General features: G+C 56.0%; 18 protein-coding genes. 4 read left to right on the forward strand and 14 right to left on the reverse strand.

The window, feature by feature from the left end:
* Window positions 1-5: 5 nt before the first annotated feature.
* From recO to rpoZ, 11 genes are all read right to left on the reverse strand, one after another.
* The gene (gene recO, locus ATO67_RS03085; RefSeq protein ID WP_067644056.1) at window positions 6-743 is read right to left on the reverse strand and encodes a DNA repair protein RecO; all 738 of its coding nucleotides are present in this window, start codon (window positions 741-743) and stop codon (window positions 6-8) included.
* Window positions 744-813: 70 nt separating this feature from the next.
* A complete protein-coding gene (locus ATO67_RS03090) occupies window positions 814-1,167 on the reverse strand; it encodes a response regulator (protein ID WP_067644059.1) in 354 nt (117 codons plus the stop codon).
* A gap of 144 nt (window positions 1,168-1,311) precedes the next feature.
* Complete coding sequence (locus ATO67_RS03095; protein WP_067644062.1) at window positions 1,312-2,064, reverse strand: Crp/Fnr family transcriptional regulator; 753 nt, start codon at window positions 2,062-2,064, stop codon at window positions 1,312-1,314.
* Window positions 2,065-2,141: 77 nt separating this feature from the next.
* On the reverse strand, window positions 2,142-3,089 hold the full coding sequence (gene era / locus ATO67_RS03100) for a GTPase Era (protein WP_067644065.1): 948 nt from the start codon (window positions 3,087-3,089) through the stop codon (window positions 2,142-2,144).
* 11 nt (window positions 3,090-3,100) lie between these two features.
* The gene (gene rnc / locus ATO67_RS03105) at window positions 3,101-3,820 is read right to left on the reverse strand and encodes a ribonuclease III (RefSeq protein WP_067644068.1); all 720 of its coding nucleotides are present in this window, start codon (window positions 3,818-3,820) and stop codon (window positions 3,101-3,103) included.
* A complete protein-coding gene (lepB, locus tag ATO67_RS03110) occupies window positions 3,817-4,563 on the reverse strand; it encodes a signal peptidase I (protein ID WP_067644071.1) in 747 nt (248 codons plus the stop codon). Before lepB ends, rnc begins: the two co-directional genes overlap by 4 nt.
* Window positions 4,564-4,683: 120 nt before the next feature.
* Window positions 4,684-5,088: a holo-ACP synthase gene (acpS, locus tag ATO67_RS03115; RefSeq protein ID WP_067644075.1), complete on the reverse strand. Its 405-nt coding sequence runs from the start codon at window positions 5,086-5,088 to the stop codon at window positions 4,684-4,686.
* Window positions 5,085-5,663: a DUF2062 domain-containing protein gene (locus tag ATO67_RS03120; protein ID WP_067644078.1), complete on the reverse strand. Its 579-nt coding sequence runs from the start codon at window positions 5,661-5,663 to the stop codon at window positions 5,085-5,087. The genes acpS and ATO67_RS03120 overlap by 4 nt, the downstream gene beginning before the upstream one ends.
* A gap of 122 nt (window positions 5,664-5,785) precedes the next feature.
* Window positions 5,786-5,932, reverse strand: a complete 147-nt coding sequence (locus ATO67_RS22255; protein WP_077106133.1) for a DUF3563 domain-containing protein — start codon at window positions 5,930-5,932, stop codon at window positions 5,786-5,788.
* Window positions 5,933-6,120: 188 nt separating this feature from the next.
* Window positions 6,121-8,355 carry a RelA/SpoT family protein gene (locus tag ATO67_RS03125; RefSeq protein WP_067644291.1) on the reverse strand — a complete coding sequence of 745 codons (2,235 nt, stop codon included), beginning with the start codon at window positions 8,353-8,355 and terminating at the stop codon, window positions 6,121-6,123.
* Window positions 8,356-8,494: 139 nt separating this feature from the next.
* The gene (gene rpoZ, locus ATO67_RS03130) at window positions 8,495-8,890 is read right to left on the reverse strand and encodes a DNA-directed RNA polymerase subunit omega (protein ID WP_067644081.1); all 396 of its coding nucleotides are present in this window, start codon (window positions 8,888-8,890) and stop codon (window positions 8,495-8,497) included.
* Between the two features lie 271 nt (window positions 8,891-9,161).
* On the opposite strand from rpoZ, the gene ATO67_RS03135 reads away from it, so the two are divergent.
* The 3 genes from ATO67_RS03135 to ATO67_RS03145 all read left to right on the forward strand — a co-directional run bounded on the left by ATO67_RS03135 (window position 9,162) and on the right by ATO67_RS03145 (window position 13,690).
* Window positions 9,162-9,734, forward strand: a complete 573-nt coding sequence (locus ATO67_RS03135) for a LabA-like NYN domain-containing protein (protein WP_067644084.1) — start codon at window positions 9,162-9,164, stop codon at window positions 9,732-9,734.
* Window positions 9,735-9,909: 175 nt separating this feature from the next.
* The gene (locus ATO67_RS03140; RefSeq protein WP_067644087.1) at window positions 9,910-11,406 is read left to right on the forward strand and encodes a globin-coupled sensor protein; all 1,497 of its coding nucleotides are present in this window, start codon (window positions 9,910-9,912) and stop codon (window positions 11,404-11,406) included.
* A gap of 247 nt (window positions 11,407-11,653) precedes the next feature.
* Window positions 11,654-13,690: a GAF domain-containing protein gene (locus tag ATO67_RS03145; protein ID WP_067644090.1), complete on the forward strand. Its 2,037-nt coding sequence runs from the start codon at window positions 11,654-11,656 to the stop codon at window positions 13,688-13,690.
* Between the two features lie 50 nt (window positions 13,691-13,740).
* On the opposite strand, the gene smpB is transcribed toward ATO67_RS03145, so the two are convergent.
* Both smpB and dapA read right to left on the reverse strand, forming a co-directional pair.
* A complete protein-coding gene (gene smpB / locus ATO67_RS03150; protein ID WP_067644093.1) occupies window positions 13,741-14,223 on the reverse strand; it encodes an SsrA-binding protein SmpB in 483 nt (160 codons plus the stop codon).
* A gap of 109 nt (window positions 14,224-14,332) precedes the next feature.
* Window positions 14,333-15,217: a 4-hydroxy-tetrahydrodipicolinate synthase gene (gene dapA, locus ATO67_RS03155; RefSeq protein WP_067644096.1), complete on the reverse strand. Its 885-nt coding sequence runs from the start codon at window positions 15,215-15,217 to the stop codon at window positions 14,333-14,335.
* A gap of 346 nt (window positions 15,218-15,563) precedes the next feature.
* Between dapA and ATO67_RS03160 the strand changes: the two genes are divergently transcribed.
* Window positions 15,564-17,636 (forward strand): lytic transglycosylase domain-containing protein, encoded by a 2,073-nt coding sequence (locus tag ATO67_RS03160; protein ID WP_067644099.1) that lies wholly within the window; start codon window positions 15,564-15,566, stop codon window positions 17,634-17,636.
* Between the two features lie 157 nt (window positions 17,637-17,793).
* Here ATO67_RS03160 and ATO67_RS03165 read toward each other — a convergent pair.
* Window positions 17,794-18,624: porin (locus tag ATO67_RS03165; protein WP_067644102.1), on the reverse strand; the 831-nt coding region annotated here is incomplete at its 5' end.

An 18,624-nucleotide genomic window follows, 5' to 3' on the forward strand; every position in this document is an offset into this window, starting at 1 on the left:
GGTCGTCAGCCGGCCTTGTCCAACGCCTTCAATGCCGCCTGAACGAAACCATCACGCGTGGAATTCTCGTTAAGGCCTCGCGGTTCGTACACGTGTCGATTGAGAAAATATGCTGTCAGGCGAAAGGCCGCGGCGAGGCTTTCGCTGTTTGCTGCCTTGGAATGCTCATCGCTTAAAAACTCCGGCAGCGCCAGCATCCTGTCAGCATAGGGTGCACCCGCAGTGCGGCACACCGCCCTGCCGGTTTTTGGCGAAACATAGACCAGATCGTTGCGCAATCCGGTTGCTGCGCATTCCTTCAGATCCAGCCCGAAGCCAAGATCATCCAGCACGGCAAGCTCAAAGCGCACGAACAGTTCACCCGCATCGGCAGGATCGGAGAGATTGTCGAGGATGACATCGAGGGCTTCGAAAAGATGGGGGTGCGGATCGCGTTCCGGCAAAAGGCGCAACAGGGCGGCCATGGCCTGCACGCCGTAAACGGCGGTCGCGGTTTCCATCAGCTGACCAGCCCTCAATTGCAAAGGTTCTATCCGGTATTCGCCCAAGTGATCGTCCAGTCGCGCACGCCAGATGACATCCACCCTGTTTCCCGGCTGAAGCACGGGCTGCATGCTGCGTGAGCGCCCCGCGCGGACGAGGCCGAGATAGCGCCCGCGCGTGCGCGTCATCAACTCGGCGATAACACTTGTTTCGCCGTGACGCTTTACGCCAAGAATGATTGCATCGTCCTGCCACTGCATGGGATTGTTTTGCTCATATGCCGATTCACGCCCGACTATATCAGGTGCGGTGCAGGAGCGCTTGGTTTCGTTATGCCATGATTTTCGTAACGAATGCTCGCAACTCCAGCTCGCCAAACGGCTTGTCCAGAAGGTGGCAGTCAGCGAAATCCGGAGGAAAGCCGCTGGTATCTCCATACCCGCTGACGAAGCCGAACGGTATCGAATATTCTCTCAAATGACGTGCAAGCTCATAGCTCATGCCATCCGAAAGGCTGACGTCAAGCAGCACGCAGTCAGGTTTCGCCTTCAGAAGGACTTCCTTGGCCTGAAACAAGGTGGTGGCGATATCGATGGTTTTTACGCCCATGGATTGAAGAGAGCTTTCGACATCCATGGCAACCAGATACTCGTCCTCTACGATGAGAACCCGTTGAGGCAACATATTTTATCTTTCTCTGGCCACGCATGGCGTGGCAAAAAAATCCGTGAACATTCACGGAACCAATTCCTATGACATCGCAGATCACTCTGCCTACGTCATTTAAAAAAGACATATCAAAAAGGAACGGATTTACATCAGGTTTTTCTAAATAAACGGCCTGGAATTGCGGAAATCCGGTTCCCAGCCGGCTGTTTGCGCCAAGGCTGCATCATCCAGCACGATACAGCCTTTGTCAGTCCAGCGAATCAATTCCCGGTCTGCGAGCTTGCGCAACGTCTTGTTGGTGTGAACGATGGACAGTCCGAGTGTATCTGCGACGTGCTGCTGTGTGACCGGTATAGGACCATTCTTTTCCAGAAGCCCTACCCTGACAGCCTTGTTGTAAAGAAAAACCAGAAGATAGGCAGCCCGCTCCAATGCCGTGCGTCGTCCGATGCTGAGCAAGTGATCGTCCAGCATGCGTTCTTCGCTGGCCGCGATCCAGGTGATGTCATAGGCAAGCGAGGGATGGTCGCCGAAAAGGCTGTTCAGTCGTCCGCGCTCGAAAACGCAAAGCGTGATGGGAGACAAAGCCTCGACGGAGTGCTGCATTTCACCCATCACCGTACCCTGCAAGCCTACGAGATCGCCCGGCATGAGATAGTTGAGGATCTGGCGGCGACCGTCTTCCAGTGTTTTGTAGCGAAAGCCCCAACCTTGCAAAATCGTATAGAGATGGGCGCTGTGAGAGCCTTCCATCAACACGATCGCGCCCGGCTCCACGGAAAGCTCACCGGTTTTGAAGCGGGAGACGAAATCCAGCTCCGTGGGCGTGAAGTCACGGAAATATTTGAGGCCGCGCAAAGGACACTGCTCGCAGGGCGTAGTCGACATTCCGTTTGGCTTTTTGGGCGACATGATGATCCATAAACAACGAAATCAATAAGGCTATCAGAGCATTCACCCGGAAACCGAACCGGCTCCGCCGTGGACAATCAGTTCCGCGGAAACTCGAGACCCATTTCACGGAAACGTTCCGGGTCATCACCCCAATTCTCGCGCACCTTCACAAACAGGATGAGGTGTACGGTCTGTTCGAGAATTGCCGAAAGTTCCTTGCGCGAAGATGACGAGATGGCCTTGATGGCATCGCCGTTTTTGCCAAGAGCGATCTTCTTCTGGCTTTCGCGCTCGACATAGATGACCTGCTCGATGCGCACCGAGCCATCCTTGCGCTCTTCCCACGTTTCCGTTTCGACGTGGGATGCGTAGGGAAGCTCCTGGTGCAGCCGCAGAAACAGCTTTTCGCGGGTGATTTCAGCAGCGAGCTGGCGCATGGGCAGATCGGAAATCTGATCTTCCGGATAATACCAAGGACCCTCCGGCAACTCGTCTGACAGATAGTTCATCAGGTCGTCGCAACCCGAACCATTGGTCGCAGAAATCATGAAGGTGCGGTCGAAATTGACGATCTCGTTTGCAGCAGACGCCAGCTTCAGCAAATCCTCACGCTGGACCTGATCGATCTTGTTCAGGCAGAGAATTTTCGTCTGCTTCACATCCTTCAGGCCTTCGAGGATGGTCTGTGCATCGCCCTTGAGGCCGCGCTCGCTGTCGATCAGCAGGAGAATGATGTCGGCGTCCTTGGCACCACCCCATGCGGACGTGACCATGGCGCGGTCCAAACGGCGGCGGGGCTTGAAGATGCCGGGCGTGTCCATGAACACGATCTGGGCGTTGTTGTGGATCGCGATGCCGCGCATCACGGCGCGCGTCGTCTGCACCTTGTGGCTAACGATGGAAACCTTGGCGCCAACGAGGTGGTTCACCAGGGTCGACTTGCCCGCATTTGTCGGGCCGATCAGCGCAACGAAGCCGGAATGGGTCGGTCTGGTTGCAACGGTTTCTTCTGACGGCGTCGCGTCAATCTCATGCTCGGTCATGGGGTATCCAATCAGTTTGCGGCAGAGGATTTCTGCCAAACGCCTTCGCGTTCCAATAATTTCGTCGCAGCAACCTGCTCGGCAGCGCGTTTGGAGCGATCAACGCCCGTTTCCGGCTTCACGCCGGGCACTTCCACCGTCACCGTGAAGCTTGGATCGTGATCCGGTCCGGTGCGGTCGTCAATCCTGTAAAGGGGCGTGGCTGCGAATTTCGCATGCGCCCATTCCTGCAGTTCGGTCTTTGCGTCACGGCGTCCAGCATCGACGCTGGTGGCACGCTTGTTCCAGTATTTCAAAATGAAGGCGCGTGCTGCCTCCAGACCACCATCGATGTAAATGGCGGCGATGAGGCTTTCCACCACATCGGCGCGCACGTTCAGCATAGCCTTGCCGGTCAGTTTCTTGACGTCGGCACCGGTGCGAATGAACAGATGCAGACCCATCTCATCGGCAATAGCTGCGCAGGACTCGGCGCTGACCAACTGGTTCAGACGCACGGAAAGCTCGCCCTCGGTGGCGTTGCGGAACGTGGTGAACAACAGTTCGGCAACGCACAGGCCCAGCACGCGGTCGCCGAGAAATTCCAGCCGTTCGTAATTTCCGGTTTTGCCAGCGCTGGCACTTGCATGGGTCAAGGCCCGGTCGAGCCGGGCCTTTTCCTTGAATTCATATCCGATAAGGGCTTCCAGACGGCCGATTTCCTCCGCCGAAAGCGACTTGACCTTGCTCATTTCACGCCCTTGAACAGGCGGTCCCAGCGCATATTGGCGGGCCAATCCCAGACTCGGCTGAATGGCGTATCGTTGCCAAGCGAGAAGAAGATGACGCTTGCGCGGCCAATCAGATTTTCAGCAGGCACGAAACCAACGTCGAAGCGGCTGTCCAGCGAATTGTCGCGGTTGTCGCCCATCATGAAGTAGTGACCTTCGGGGACCAGAAACTCGCGCGTATTGTCACCACGGGAGTCAGGGGACTGGTCGAGCGTGTCGAACGTCACGCCATTATCGAATGTTTCGCGGAAAACCGGAACGTTTGCGCCCGGATCAGCACGATAGTCAGACGTGAATGCGCCGTCTGCCTGCTTCGGAACTGGAGCACCGTTGATGAACAGCACGCCGTTTGTGACCTGAATGCGGTCGCCCGGCAGACCGACAAGGCGCTTGATGTAGTCAACATCGGGATTTGGCGGCAGGCGGAACACCACCACGTCGCCACGCTTTGGCTCGCTGAACTGCAAAATGCGTCCGGAGAAAAGATCAGGCGAAAACGGCAGCGAATATTTCGAATAGCCGTAGGAGAACTTGTTGACGAACAGGTAGTCACCCACCAGCAGCGTCGGCATCATGGAGCCGGACGGGATGGTAAAAGGCTGGAAAAGGACGGTGCGGATGACCATTGCCAGGAGCAACGCCTGCACGATGACCTTGACGTTTTCCCAGAGGGCGCTTTGCTTCTTTTCAGCTTTTTCGGACACTTAAGACCTGCCTGCTCGTTCTTCATTTTCGACGGACTTCTCTAGAACCTTTCAAGGGTAAAGGGAAGCGTTTCCATCGTATGCACTAGGCCTAAACCGCCTTGGCGACGGAATTTGACGTTATTTGGTTACCGGGAGAGCCTCGATAATCACAAACGCCTGCGCATAAGGAAATTCATCGGTGATGGTGAGGTGAATAACCGCCTCGTGTCCGTCCGGCAAAAGCTTTGAAAGATGTGTTGCCGCGCCATTGGTCAGCCGCATCGTCGGCTTGCCGCTCGGCAGGTTCACGACACCCATGTCTTTCCAGAAAACGCCCTGTGCAAGCCCTGTTCCAAGCGCTTTCGAACAGGCCTCCTTCGCAGCGAAACGTTTGGCGTAAGACGCTGCCCGGTTCTTCCGTCCATCGGACTTGGCCTGTTCGATGTCTGTGAAACAACGTTGGGTGAAGCGGTCGCCAAATCGCGAGAGAGAGGTTTCGATGCGCCTGATGTCGATGAGGTCGCTGCCCATGCCTATGATCATTCACTTGTACCCAATGCCGCTTGTCGGGTTGCCACGTGCTGCGTCAGCATCTGGTGCTTTTGCGCTCTGACCCCGCGAATGATGGCGTAAACGCTGAAATAAGCGACGGCGGCAGACAGCGTTCCAGGAATTAGTGCGCCAACCGTCATGGGTTCCAGCACCGGGCCCCACAAATGGAGAAAGTTCATGTGGCTGAAAATGGAGACAAAATCCAACTGCCCGGCAACATTGTCACCGTTACGCCCGAGCATGACATGGCCGAGTTCCCATGTCGCGGCCCAAATCAGCGGAAATGTCAGAGGATTTGCAAAGGTCGTGCCGAGAGCGGCAGCAACAAGGTTGGCGCGCAAAACGAAAGCAATCGCCATGGCGATGATGATGTGCACGCCCAGAAACGGCGTCCATGCGACTGCCACACCCACCGCAACGCCCGCCGCCACGGAGTAGGGAGATGCCGACAGCCGCACGAGCCTCAGCTTCAGATAACGAAGCGAACGGCGAAAGCCCATGCTCGGCCAGAGAACGGCGCGCAGTCTTTCAAGGGGTCCAACGGGTTTACGGCGACGAAACGGCATAGGCAGAACTTATTGCATCGTTTCGATTACGCCAAGGGCGAAACCACTGCTTAAATCCGAAGAGCGCATTTCATATGCGCTCACCCTATTTCACACCGACATAGCCGGTATGCATTTTTGCATTACTTGCGGAACATGCCACGATCGACTTCGCGCTGGCGGAACTCCAGGTCAATGCGCGATACGGAATCGCTGAGGTAATCGAATTCACGTTCCTGAGTCGTCTTGCCACGAACAGCGCGGGCGATCTTACGGAGAGGTCCAAACATCTTGTTTTCCTTTTCAGATTGAACGGCCACATCTTCGGGTCATGCCCGGCGAGCCGTTTGTTTTCTCTTGATTTCTGAAACTGAAAATAGTCCGGTTTATCGCCTTTGACTACAGACAGGACAAGGCCGCTGCCATGCGCTCAACGCATAACGACGACCTCATTGATCGTTTTCTAAGCAAATTTGCCTCAATCGAAGGCACGTTTGACCGTAGAGACGCAGTCTAGGTCTTTCATCTGCGACAGAAGCTGGTTGAGTTGGCGCAAATCCCATACTTCGATGTCGAGTGCCAATTCGGAAAAGTCGGTGCCGATGCGCACCATGTTCAAACCGCGAATGTTCACGTCCAGCGTTGCGATGGATTGCGCGACGGAGGCGAGCGTACCCGGTTCGTTCAGCGCATTGATCATCACACGAGCCATAAAGCGTGACTTGTTGGCCTCGTCCAGATCCCAGCGCACATCGATCCAGCGTTCCGGCTCGTCATCGAACCGTTGCAGCGCGGGCGACTGGATCGGATAGATCGTGATACCCTTGCCTTTTTCCATGATACCGACGATGCGATCTCCGGGAACAGCACCGGCTGCGCCGAAATGCACCTGGACATTATCGGAAAGACCACGGATCGGCAGTGGATCGGGATCATCGATGACCTCGGCGGCGCCGTCATCTTCCAGAACTGAACGCGACTTGCCCGGTATCTTGAAAATCATGCCGGACGCGCTGCGCATGTTGAACCAGCCGTCATCACCGGTCATCTTCACAGTCACGCGCTCATCCTGATAATCAGGATAGACCGCACGCAGCACATCAAGCGACGATACTTCGCCGCGACCAACCGCTGCGATGGCGTCTTCGACGTCCTTCTGCGCCAGGCGGTGAAGCACGGGCTTTAGCCCTTCGCGTGAAAACGGCTTGCCGGCGCGCTCGAAGGTGCGCTCCAGAATTCGGTAGCCCAAGCCCGCATATTGCTTGCGGATGGCCATGCGGGTGGCGCGGCGAATGGCGGAGCGCGCCTTGCCTGTAACCACTACCTCTTCCCACGCGGCAGGCGGAACCTGCACGCCGGAACGGATGATCTCCACCTCATCGCCATTGTTCAGGCGCGTGACCAGCGGCATGATCCGCCCGTTGATCTTGGCGCCAACCGTGGTGTCGCCAATATTGGTGTGAACGGCATAGGCGAAATCGATTGGCGTGGCACCTCGCGGCAGCGCGATGAGCTTGCCCTTGGGGGTGAAGCAGAAGACCTGATCCTGGAAAAGCTCGAGCTTGGTGTGCTCCAGAAACTCTTCCGGGCTGTCTCCATCGGCCAAAGCCTCGATGGTGTGGCGTAGCCAGGAATATGCGTTGGAATCGGGTGATAGCACGTCGCCATTGCCGATCTGCCCGTCCTTGTACAGCGAGTGCGCGGCGATGCCGAATTCGGCGATTTCATGCATCCGCTTCGTGCGGATTTGCAGCTCGATACGCTGACGCGACGGGCCGACGATGGTGGTGTGGATGGAACGATAGTCGTTTTGCTTGGGCGTCGAGATATAGTCCTTGAACCGCCCCGGAACCACACGCCAGCGGGTGTGAACGATACCGAGCGCCCGGTAGCAGGCGGGAAGATCGGGCACGAGAATACGGAAGCCGTAGACATCGGAAAGCTGCTCGAAGGACAGTGACTTCGATTGCATCTTGCGGAAAACCGAATGGGGTTTCTTCTGCCGTCCCTTGACGTAAGCGCCCTCGACACCATTGGCGACAAGCAGTTCACGCAATTCGTCTTCGATCTTCTTGATGAGGCCCTGATTCTGCTCTTCCAGACCCTGAAGGCGCTTGGTGACAGTCTCGAAAGCTTCAGGATTGAGGTAGCGGAACGAAAGGTCTTCCAACTCGTCGCGCATATCCTGCATGCCCATGCGGCCCGCAAGCGGCGCATAGATTTCCATCGTTTCTTCGGAGATACGGCTGCGCTTGTCCTCCGGCATATGCTCCATGGTGCGCATATTGTGAAGGCGGTCTGCCAGCTTCACGAGAAGGACGCGCACATCATCGGAAATCGCCAGCAGCAGCTTGCGAAGATTTTCGGCCTGTTTGGCCTTCTTGGTAACGAGGTCGAGCTTCTTGAGTTTCGTCAGACCTTCAACGAGCCGACCGATGTCTTCGCCGAAGAGTTCATCGATTTCGGCGCGCGTGGCGCTGGTGTCCTCGATCGTGTCATGCAGCAAGGCAACCGCAATCGTCGATTCGTCCAGATGCATTTCGGTGAGAATGGCCGCGACTTCCAGCGGATGCGAAATATACGGATCGCCGTTTGCGCGTTTTTGCTGACCATGCTTCTGCATGGCATAGACATAGGCCTTGTTCAGCAAGGCCTCATTGGCTTCAGGCTTGTATTTTTGAACCCGCTCAACGAGTTCGTACTGTCGCATCATGTATGGGATGCCCCGAAAAAGAAAGCGCGCCAATCGTTAGATCGGCGCACACTGCTGCATAATCTGGGTCCAGATTATGACGACAAAGCTTTACAGAGCGTAACCTGACAGTACCCTGCCCGGCTTTGCGTTGATAAAATCAATAATCGTCGTTCTTTTCTGGCGGCACAAGGCCTTCGATACCAGCCAGAAGATCTTCTTCCGTCATCTGGTCGAAGTTCACTGTCTCCGGTGCGTCGTCATCTTCTGCGTCGGCAGAAGAACCGGAAGCAGCAATCGAAACTGGATCGGGTTCTGGCTCGTCCACTTCAACATGCTTCTGCAGGGAGTGGATGAGGTCTTCCTTAAGGTCGTCTGGAGACAGCGTTTCGTCAGCGATTTCGCGCAGCGCAACCACTGGGTTCTTGTCGTTATCGCGATCGATCGTGATCTGCGATCCCTGCGAAATCTGACGCGCACGATGGCTGGCGAGAAGAACCAGTTCGAAACGGTTGTCTACTTTATCAATGCAATCTTCTACGGTGACACGGGCCATTGCCTGTCCTTTGCGGTCTTAATGTCGCGGATTACCCGTCCCGATACAGGCATTGACGAAAGATTTCAAGTTTTTCCTCACCTGCACGTTTCGCAAGCACGAATTCGTCATTTGGATTAAACTTTACACATAATTTTCATGAGGGGCTGGACTGGCGAACCATGACACTTATATGAATGCTTAATAATGTACCGTATGACGCGCCTATATTCGCTAACCGATACTGTTTAAATTATTGGCGGCCCGTTCGCCTAGGGAGGATTTTGTTTCTATGTTTGATCCACGTGAGAAAATTGCGCTCTTTATCGATGGTGCCAACCTTTATGCTGCATCCAAAAGCCTCGGCTTCGATATCGATTATCGAAAACTTCTGAAGGCCTTCCAGAAGCGCGGATATCTGCTGCGCGCCTATTATTACACCGCCCTTATCGAAGATCAGGAATATTCCTCGATTCGTCCGTTGATCGACTGGCTGGACTACAACGGCTATAAGGTCGTGACGAAGCCAGCGAAAGAATTCACCGACGCCATGGGTCGCCGCAAGATCAAGGGCAATATGGACATCGAGCTTGCCGTCGATGCCATGGAGCAGTCCGAGACCGTCGACCACCTTGTCCTGTTTTCGGGAGATGGTGATTTCACGACGCTCGTTGATGCACTGCAGCGCCGCGGCCGCAAGGTGTCCGTCATCTCGACCATGTCGACACAGCCACCGATGATTGCCGATGATTTGCGTCGTCAGGCTGATCACTTCATCGACCTGCTGTCACTCAAGGCGGAAATCGGTCGTGACCCAAGCGAGCGCACTCACCGCGTGGTCGAAAATACTGAGACTGTCGAGTAAACGTTTACATCGTTACGAACGATTGAAGCACGGGCACCTTGACGGTGCCCGTGCTTTTTTTGGTATTGGTGTACGCATCCACCAAATTTAGCAGTTCGTTAAGTATAAAAGTGTTCTCTTGAGTCCAATTCGGCGCGGTGGGGATCGCGTCTTGCGACTTCAGGGGTTTTACGGAATGACGGGACAAAAGAGCGCATATTATCTTAATGAGAGGCTTGATTTTATCGGCCTTGGCGTTGAGCAGAGGCGCGATCTTGCTGCGCTGAAGCCCGTCATCACTGCTTCGCTTGATGGGTCGCTGGATGCATTTTACAAAAAAGCGAAGGTTACGCCTGATACCGCGAAGTTCTTCGCGAACGAGGCCCACATCCAACACGCCAAAACCATGCAGGTCAAACACTGGTCTCGCATCGCTTCTGCGGCATTCGACAGCGAATATACCACGGCAGTGACCGCCATCGGGCGCACCCATGCACGCCTTGGGCTTGAGCCGCGCTGGTATATTGGCGGTTACGCCCTTGTTCTTGAAGGCATCATCAATGCCGTGGTCGAATCCCAGCTTAAAGGGTTCATGGTCGAGAAGAAGGGTAAAAAGGTTGCCAAGGACATCACCGTTGCAGTCAAAGCGGCGATGCTGGACATGGACTACTCGATTTCCGTTTATCTTGAAGCACTTGCCGAGGAGCGCGCCAAGGTGGAGCTCGAACAGGCCCGGATGAAGCAGGAACAGGAACACGTTCTGTCCTTGCTGAATACGGCGCTGAACCACATGGCGCAGGGCGATATGACATCCCGCCTAGACGGCGATCTCCCTGCCGAGTTCGACGGTTTGAAAAACAATTTCAACACTGCGCTTGCCAAGCTTTCCGGCGCATTTTCCGAGATTATCGAGGAATCTCAGAAGATTTCAGACAACACCCGCGAACTGACTGCTTCGACGGATGACATGGCGCGCCGCACCGAGCAGCAGGCCGCATCGTTGGAACAAACCGCCGCGTCACTTGAACAGATAACCACGATTTCCAGACAATCCGCTCAACGCACCGAACAGGCCCGCGATATCGTCAAGAGCTCCGCCGAAGAGGCCGCGCGTTCCCGCCATATCGTAACGGAAACCGTCGAGGCCATGAGCGCCATCGAGCAATCCTCGCAAAAGATTGCCCAGATCGTCAGCGTCATCGATGAAATTGCTTTCCAGACGAACCTTCTGGCACTCAATGCCGGTGTTGAGGCAGCGCGCGCCGGTGAAGCGGGCAAAGGCTTCGCCGTTGTGGCGCAGGAGGTCCGTGAACTGGCGCAGCGTTCCGCCAATGCCGCCAAGGAAATCCGTGTCCTCATCGACAAATCCTCGCAGGATGTCACGTCCGGCGTGTCACTGGTCAGCCGCACGGGCGAAGCGCTGAACTCGATCGGTGAAAAGGTGGATCATATTCAAGACCATATCGGCGCCATTACGCAGGCAGTGCAGGAGCAAGCCGTGGGCATTCGCGAAATCAACTCGGCGATCAGCAGCATGGACCAATTGACGCAGCAGAATGCCGCCATGGTGGAAGAAACCAACGCGGCAACCCATGGCCTGAGTGACGTCAGCAACAATCTTGCCGCTCTGGTCAGCCGTTTCAACGTTCAAAAAACCATGAGCCATCAGCAGACGATGTATCGCGCAGCCTGAAAGGTCTGGGGCAGAGACGCGGACATTCTTGATTCGATAGAAAAAAGCGCCAGCGTGGTTCTCGCGGACCAACTGGCGTTTTTTGCTTGTATCACGCAATTTTGCGCGGCCTTTTTGGCACGCCAGAGTCACAATTTGGTGCTTGGTTTTTTTCGTTTGGGAATGGCGCAAAGTATTGTATCAAATGGGCTAAATGATCGGCTGCGTCGAGCCGACGCGGCATAGAAGCTCCAGATATCAAAGGCCCATGGAAGGTATTACTTCTAAAGAACAGCGCCGGTTGGCCGCACTCGAGAGCTACAACATCCTCGATACGCCGCGCGAGCAGGATTTTGACGACATTGCCCAGCTTGCATCGGCGATTTGCGGCACGCCTATTGCTGTCGTCAATCTGATTGGTGATGGCAGGCAGTTCTTCAAAGCCGAAGTGGGTTTGGGCGTACGCGAAACGCCTCTGGACAGTTCGTTCTGCGCAAGAGCCATCCTGGAGCAGGACTTCATGGTCGTGCCGGACGCGACGAAAGACCCGCGCTTCGAGTGCAATCCGCTCGTGACCGGCCAGCCACATATTCGCTTCTATGCGGGCGCCCTTTTGAAATCCGATGATGGTCTGCCTATCGGCACGGTCTGCGCACTTGGCTACGAGCCAAAGGAACTGACGGACGTACAGAAGGCTTCGTTGCAAGCACTGGCCCGTCAGGTGATGTCACAGCTTGAGTTGCGACGAACCTTGCATGCAGTATCATACGATCTTACGCTCGAGCGTCGTCTTTCGGCGAAAAGGCAGATCCGCGCCAGCAAGGTCGGCGCCAAGGCGGAAGCGTTACGGCTGAAGGATGAGCGCTCAAAAGCCGCGCATGACGCAGGCCGTATCGGCATTTTCGAAGTCGATATCGAAACCGACGAGATGATTGTTTCGGACGAATTCTGCCGAATTTTCGGAGTGCCGGAGCAGCAGAACTACAAAGCTTCGGTGTTCCAAGACCTGATCGTCGATGGTGACAGGAAAACCGCGTCTGAAGCCGCCAGCCGCGGTGCGGCCACTGCGCCCTTAAGCGTGGAGTACCGGGTGCGGCGCGGCAACGACCAGCGTGTGCGCTGGGTAGCGCGGCGGGCGCAGTTCGTGGAGGATGAGCGCGGCAAGCCTGTGAAGATGATCGGTGTTGTCATCGACATCACCGATTCCAAACGCAAGGATGCGCGCATCGCAGCCCTCCTGACCTTGGGCGACAGGTTGCGTGTGGGCAAGACGGTGCAGGATATCTCCCGGATCACATCGGAAATTCTCGCCGAGGGTCTCGGCGTCAACCGTTCCGGATATTCAACGATAAACAGTGCGCTGGATAGCTTGTATGTCGAGTTCAACTGGCTCGCATCCGGCACAACATCCATTGCCGGCCACCACCCGCTCAGCCTTTTTCAGGCGACGACCAAGCGCCTTGAACTCGGTGATACGCTGGCTGTCCCGAACATCAATGCCGCCAGTTGGCTTGACAGTGACGCGGAGGCCTATGCCGCCATGGGCGTGCGGTCCTTCGTCAAGGTTCCTATCATCGACAGAGGCGCGCTGGTTGGCGTGCTGTTTGCACATGATTCGAAACCGCGCTTCTGGAGCAAGCTAGAGCTTGATTTTGCCTGGGGCGTCGCCGACCGTGCCTACGCGGCGATTGCCAGACTGAATGCGGAATCCGAGCAGCGAATTCTCAATCAGGAACTCAGCCACCGTCTCAAGAACACGCTCTCCATCGTGCAGGCCATTGCTGCGCAAACACTGAAAAACGTCACCGAAAAAGATGCGGTTGCTGCCTTCAATGGTCGGTTACAGGCGCTCAGCTCCGCGCATGATGTGCTGCTTCAGCAATCCTGGTCGACGGCGCGCCTTCGTGAAGTGATCGGCAGGGTCATGCATCTGCATGCTGGCGATGGCAAAGTCGTGATGTCCGGCCCCGAGGTTCCGCTTGGGCCCAAGGCCGGTCTCTCTCTATCGCTCTTGCTGCATGAGCTTGGCACCAACGCCATAAAATACGGCGCGCTATCAACAGATGCTGGTGTGGTCGATATCAGCTGGCATGTTTCAGACGATTCCGAACGGCCCATTTTGACGCTGAAGTGGGAAGAAAAGGGCGGCCCGCCTGCTGCAGAACCGGAACGAAAAGGTTTCGGTTCGCGCCTCATTCGCATGGGAATTGCAGGGACTGGCGACGTGGAAAAGAACTTCACCCAAAGCGGGTTGATCGCGACGTTCCGCGCGCCTTTGTCTCTCGTCATGGAGTTGGGAGAGTAATCTCTCGACAGCATCAGACCTGACCTAAAGCGGCCTTACGCGACAAAAAATCAGCCCGCGCTGCCTTTAAGAATACGCGATTTCTGGCGGTTCCAGTCGCGCTCCTTCTCCGTTTCACGCTTGTCATGCAGCTTCTTGCCTTTGGCGATGGCTAGCTCAAGCTTCGCGCGACCTTTTTCGTTGAAATAAATCTTCAACGGAACGAGCGTCATGCCCTCACGATTGATGCCGATCCGCATACGGTGAATTTCGCGTTTCGAAAGCAAAAGCTTGCGACGACGGCGTGGCTCGTGGTTGAAACGATTGGCCTGCAGATATTCCGGCAAATGCGAATTGATAAGCCAGATTTCACCATTCTCATCAGATGCGTAGGATTCGGCGATATTCGCCTTGCCTTCGCGCAGCGCTTTAACCTCCGTGCCAGTCAGAGCGATACCTGCCTCGTATGTATCGAGGATTTCATAGTTGAACCGAGCCTTGCGGTTTTCCGCAACGATCTTGTTCACGACACGCTGACTGCCTTTGGGGGCCATTTTTCAATCCGTTTTATTCGCCCGCAAACTGGCTGCGGCTCAACCCCTATGTAGTGGCGGGGTTGCCAAAAGTGAAGATGCGCCGTTTCCAGCGCATCTACGGTCTGTATCAGTTGATAAGGCCCGCATGTTTCAAAGCCGCGTCAATGGCCGCTTCCGTTGCAGGCTCGAGCGTATCCATCAAAGGCGAACGCACCGTGCGGCTGCCATTACGGCTGCGTGAAAGCGCATATTTCGTGCCGCAAACGCCGGGCTCCAGGAAGATGGCGCGGTGCAACGGCATCAGACGGTCCTGAAATTCCAGCGCCAATGCGTAATTACCGGCCAGCATCGCAGCCTGGAAATCTGCACAAAGGCGCGGCGCAACATTGGCAGTCACAGAAATGCAACCCACGCCGCCATGCGCGTTAAACCCAAGTGCCGTGCCATCTTCACCAGACAGCTGGACGAAGTCTTTGCCACAGGTGATGCGCTGTTCGGACACACGATCCAGCTTACCGGTCGCATCCTTCACACCGACGATGTTCTTATGCGCCTTGACCAGCGCGCCCATGGTTTCCGGCGACATATCGATGACGGAACGCGGTGGGATATTGTAGATCACGATTGGTAATGTCACCGCTTCGGCGATTGCCGAGAAATGTGCAAAGAGGCCTTTTTGCGTTGGCTTGTTGTAATATGGCGTGACAACCAGCAGCGCGTCTGCACCCACTTCCTGCGCATGCAGGCCAAGCTCAATGGCTTCGCGCGTATTGTTGGAACCCGCACCAGCGATGACCGGAACCCGTTTGCCCGCCGTTTCCACGCACAGTTCAACGACCCGTTTATGCTCGTCGTGCGACAGGGTTGGAGATTCTCCGGTCGTTCCGACGGGCACGAGGCCACTGCTGCCTTCAGCAATCTGCCACTCCACATGGGCGGCAAACGCTGTTTCGTCCACGGCGCCCTGCGCGGTGAACGGCGTAATGAGGGCGGGAATGGATCCCTTGAACATGCAAAACTCCTTGCGGTGAGCCAGTCCATGCTTCAGCCGCATTCCATGATTAAAACGAAGTCACATTAGAGTGGGGTTAAGCCACCGACAAGCTGTTAACGGCTGCTTTTGAACGCGAAAATGCAAATAATTGCAGCATTGAAGGCAAAGCCGAAATGACATCAGGAACTGGCTGCCAAAGCCGTCGAGCAGAGCCCCACCTGACTGAAATTTGATCGAATGCGAGGCTTTTGTTTAAGGTTTCGTTAATGCTGAAAGCGGCTAATGGAGGCATGTTATCTGCCGTGAGGTTTGAACAGGAACGTGGACAGGCGCCGGCAGTCATTCCAAAGTCGCGAGTACGGCCATGAAGAAAACAGCTTTGAGCTTGGTGGCAGCGGGTCTTGCCGCAACGGTGTGGAGCGCGTGGGCGGGTCCGTCCCCGGACGGCATGGCACCCCTGCCCTTCGTCAAGCCGAATGCGCCGTCCTCCCAGGTGTTTCCACTCGCCACACCCGAAGTGACGGGGTCGATTATTCGCCCCAATACGCCTCTCGACGTTTCCGATTTGAAAGCTGGGCTCGATGCGCTCTCTAGTCGTGATGCTTTGCGCGCCATTTCCATTCGCGACGCTTTGCCACCCACCAACCTGGACCGCCATATTCTGACCTGGGCAATTGCCATTTCGGGGCAGCGCGACGTGGCGTCGAGCGAAATCGCGACCGCTCAACGCGAGTTGAAGGGCTGGTCGGGAACTGCGACTTTCCGTGCAAACGCGGAACGCGCCTTACTGAGAGAGAGCCCGCCCCCTGCGCAGGTCATCGCATATTTCGGAACAGCCACCCCAGAAACTCCCGAAGGCACCATCGCGCTGGCGCAGGCGCTGAACGCTTCGGGCAATGCGGCCCAGACGCAAAAGCTCATACAGCAACTGTGGGTCAGCGAAGGTATGGACACGGTCCTGGAAGATCGTGTCATGTCCCAATTTCCGGGCGTTCTCTCTGCCGCTGATCACAAAGCGCGGATGGATTTCCTGATGTATCGCAGCCGTGTCAGCCAGGCGAAACGTTTTGGTGACCTTGGCAAGGCGCAACCACTCTATGCCGCATGGTCCGCCGTTCTGCAGAGAGCGAAAAATGCCCCTGCTGCCCTGAATGCAGTCAGCGGCCCGATGCGCGCCGACCCGGCCTATCTTTTCGCGCGGATCGAAAACCTGCGTCATCAGCAGAAATATGAGGACGCCGCAAAGCTTCTTGCGCAAGCACCCAAGGAGCAGGCCAAGCTGGTCAACCCCGGCGAATGGTGGAACGAGCGACGGATCGTGGCGCGAGGCCTGGCTGACCTTGGTCATTTCAGCGAAGCCTACCGCATCGTTGCCAACCATTCGGCCACCTCGCCTGTCGATATTGCCGACGCGGAGTTTCACGCTGGTTGGTATGCTCTGCGTGCCTTGCAGGATCCGGCCTCTGCCGCCAAGCATTTCAATGCGTTGCTGGAAACATCGAACCGCCCGCTTTCCGCCTCCCGCGCCTATTACTGGTTGGGACGCGCTGCGGAAGCAGGCGGGCCGGGCGATGCACGTGCGTATTTCACCAAAGCCGCCGCCAATCCGGGCACCTTTTACGGGCAGCTTGCGGCGGCGCGAATTGGCAGCACGACGATCAACGTCACCTACCCTTCCCCGACGGACAGCGACAGGCAGCATTTTGCAGACCGCGAAGCGGTTCGTGCCATCGAGCGGCTTGAAGCTGCCGGTTACAGCTGGCGCGCCGATGGACTTTACCGCGCTCTGGCCGAACAGATCGACAGTCCAGGCGAGCTTGCAATCCTCGCAACCCGGGCGGAAAAGAACAACAATCATCAGGTCTCGCTTCAAATCGGCAAGACGGCATTCGGACGCGGCATAGATGCGGCGGCGCTTGCCTACCCGATCGGCGTCATACCCGGTACGGCCAATATTTCAGGCTCCGGCATGGCACTCGCCTATGCCATCGCGCGACAGGAAAGCGCTTTTAATCCAGCCGCAGTCTCTCCCGCCAATGCGCGCGGCCTGTTGCAGCTTCTGCCGGGAACAGCCAAAGGCGTCGCCAGCCGCCATGGCATGGATTTCACTCAGGCCAAGCTGACGACGGATGCCGGATACAACGCCACTCTCGGCGCGCATTATCTGGGCGAACAGATCGACAGTTTTGGCGGCTCCTACATCCTCACCTTCATCGCCTATAATGCAGGACCAAAGCGCGTACCGGAATGGATCAGCCGATACGGCGATCCACGCGGCAAACCCATCGATGACGTGGTAGACTGGATCGAACGCATCCCCTTCCCCGAAACCCGCAACTATGTGCAGCGGGTGATGGAAAATTATCAGGTCTATAAGACACGGCTGGGCCAGAAGGCGGATATTGTTGCCGACTTACGTGATGGCCGTTCGGGGTGAGTCGGACATAGATTATAGAAAGTACGAAAGCGCCGTCTTACCGGCGCTTTTTCTTTACCCAATGTAACCCGCAAAGGGCCGCCGCAGCACAGCGGCCCAAACATAAAAAGCCCGGCTCTAAAGCCGGGCTTTCCTAACCAACCGAAGTTAGATCAGATTAGAACGAACGCTGAAGGCGAACGAAACCAGTGACTTCGTCGCCACGGTTGTCTTCGTCGTAGTAGTTTGCAGTGATCTTGGTAGCAAGACCGTCAGTGATCTTGTAGTCAACCGTCAGACCAGCAGTCCAAGCATCGTTGGAGCTGAAGTCGGCGTTTGGCGAAATGCCTGCGCCATAGATCGAGCCATCAAGACCGCGAGGACCTACGTTGCCGAGGTACTGAGCAGCAGGCGTGATCGTCAGCTTGTCTGTTGCCTTGATTGCGTATTCAGCAGCAACTGCCCATTCGGACACTGCGTAGTAAGAATTCGCGCCGGAAGCCCATACGCCGGAAAGACCAAGTGTGCCAGGACCGACGTCAGCAAACAGGATACCGCGGATGGCACCATCTTCGAGGTCTGTGTCATAGCTACCTACGACAGTCGCGCTGACTGCGCCGAACTTGGCAGAAACTACACCGGTGATACCAACGTTGTTGTCACGTGTAGAAAGCGTACCTTCAAGTTCGTCAACCGACAGAGTGGCCGCGAACGAGCCAGCGTCGTATGTGTAACGAACAGAGTTGAACAGAGTGTTGGTGGACAGGATGTCTGTTTCGCCGTTCAGGTCGTTATCCCATTCACTGTAAACTTTACCAACAGTGAGACCGCCGAGAGAGATGAAGGCCTGATCAACGAATACGCTGGAACCAGCAGCAGAACCATTGTCAGCATTGCCACGGAAGCCGATGAAGCCACGCAGAGCGCCGAGTTCGGTGTCTGTCTTTGTGTCAACTTCGAACTGAGCGCGTGTGAACGAATCCCAGTCAGAAGTGCCAGAAAGGTCACG

The organism is Agrobacterium bohemicum, from assembly GCF_001562555.1.
GTDB classification, from domain to species: domain Bacteria; phylum Pseudomonadota; class Alphaproteobacteria; order Rhizobiales; family Rhizobiaceae; genus Agrobacterium; species Agrobacterium bohemicum.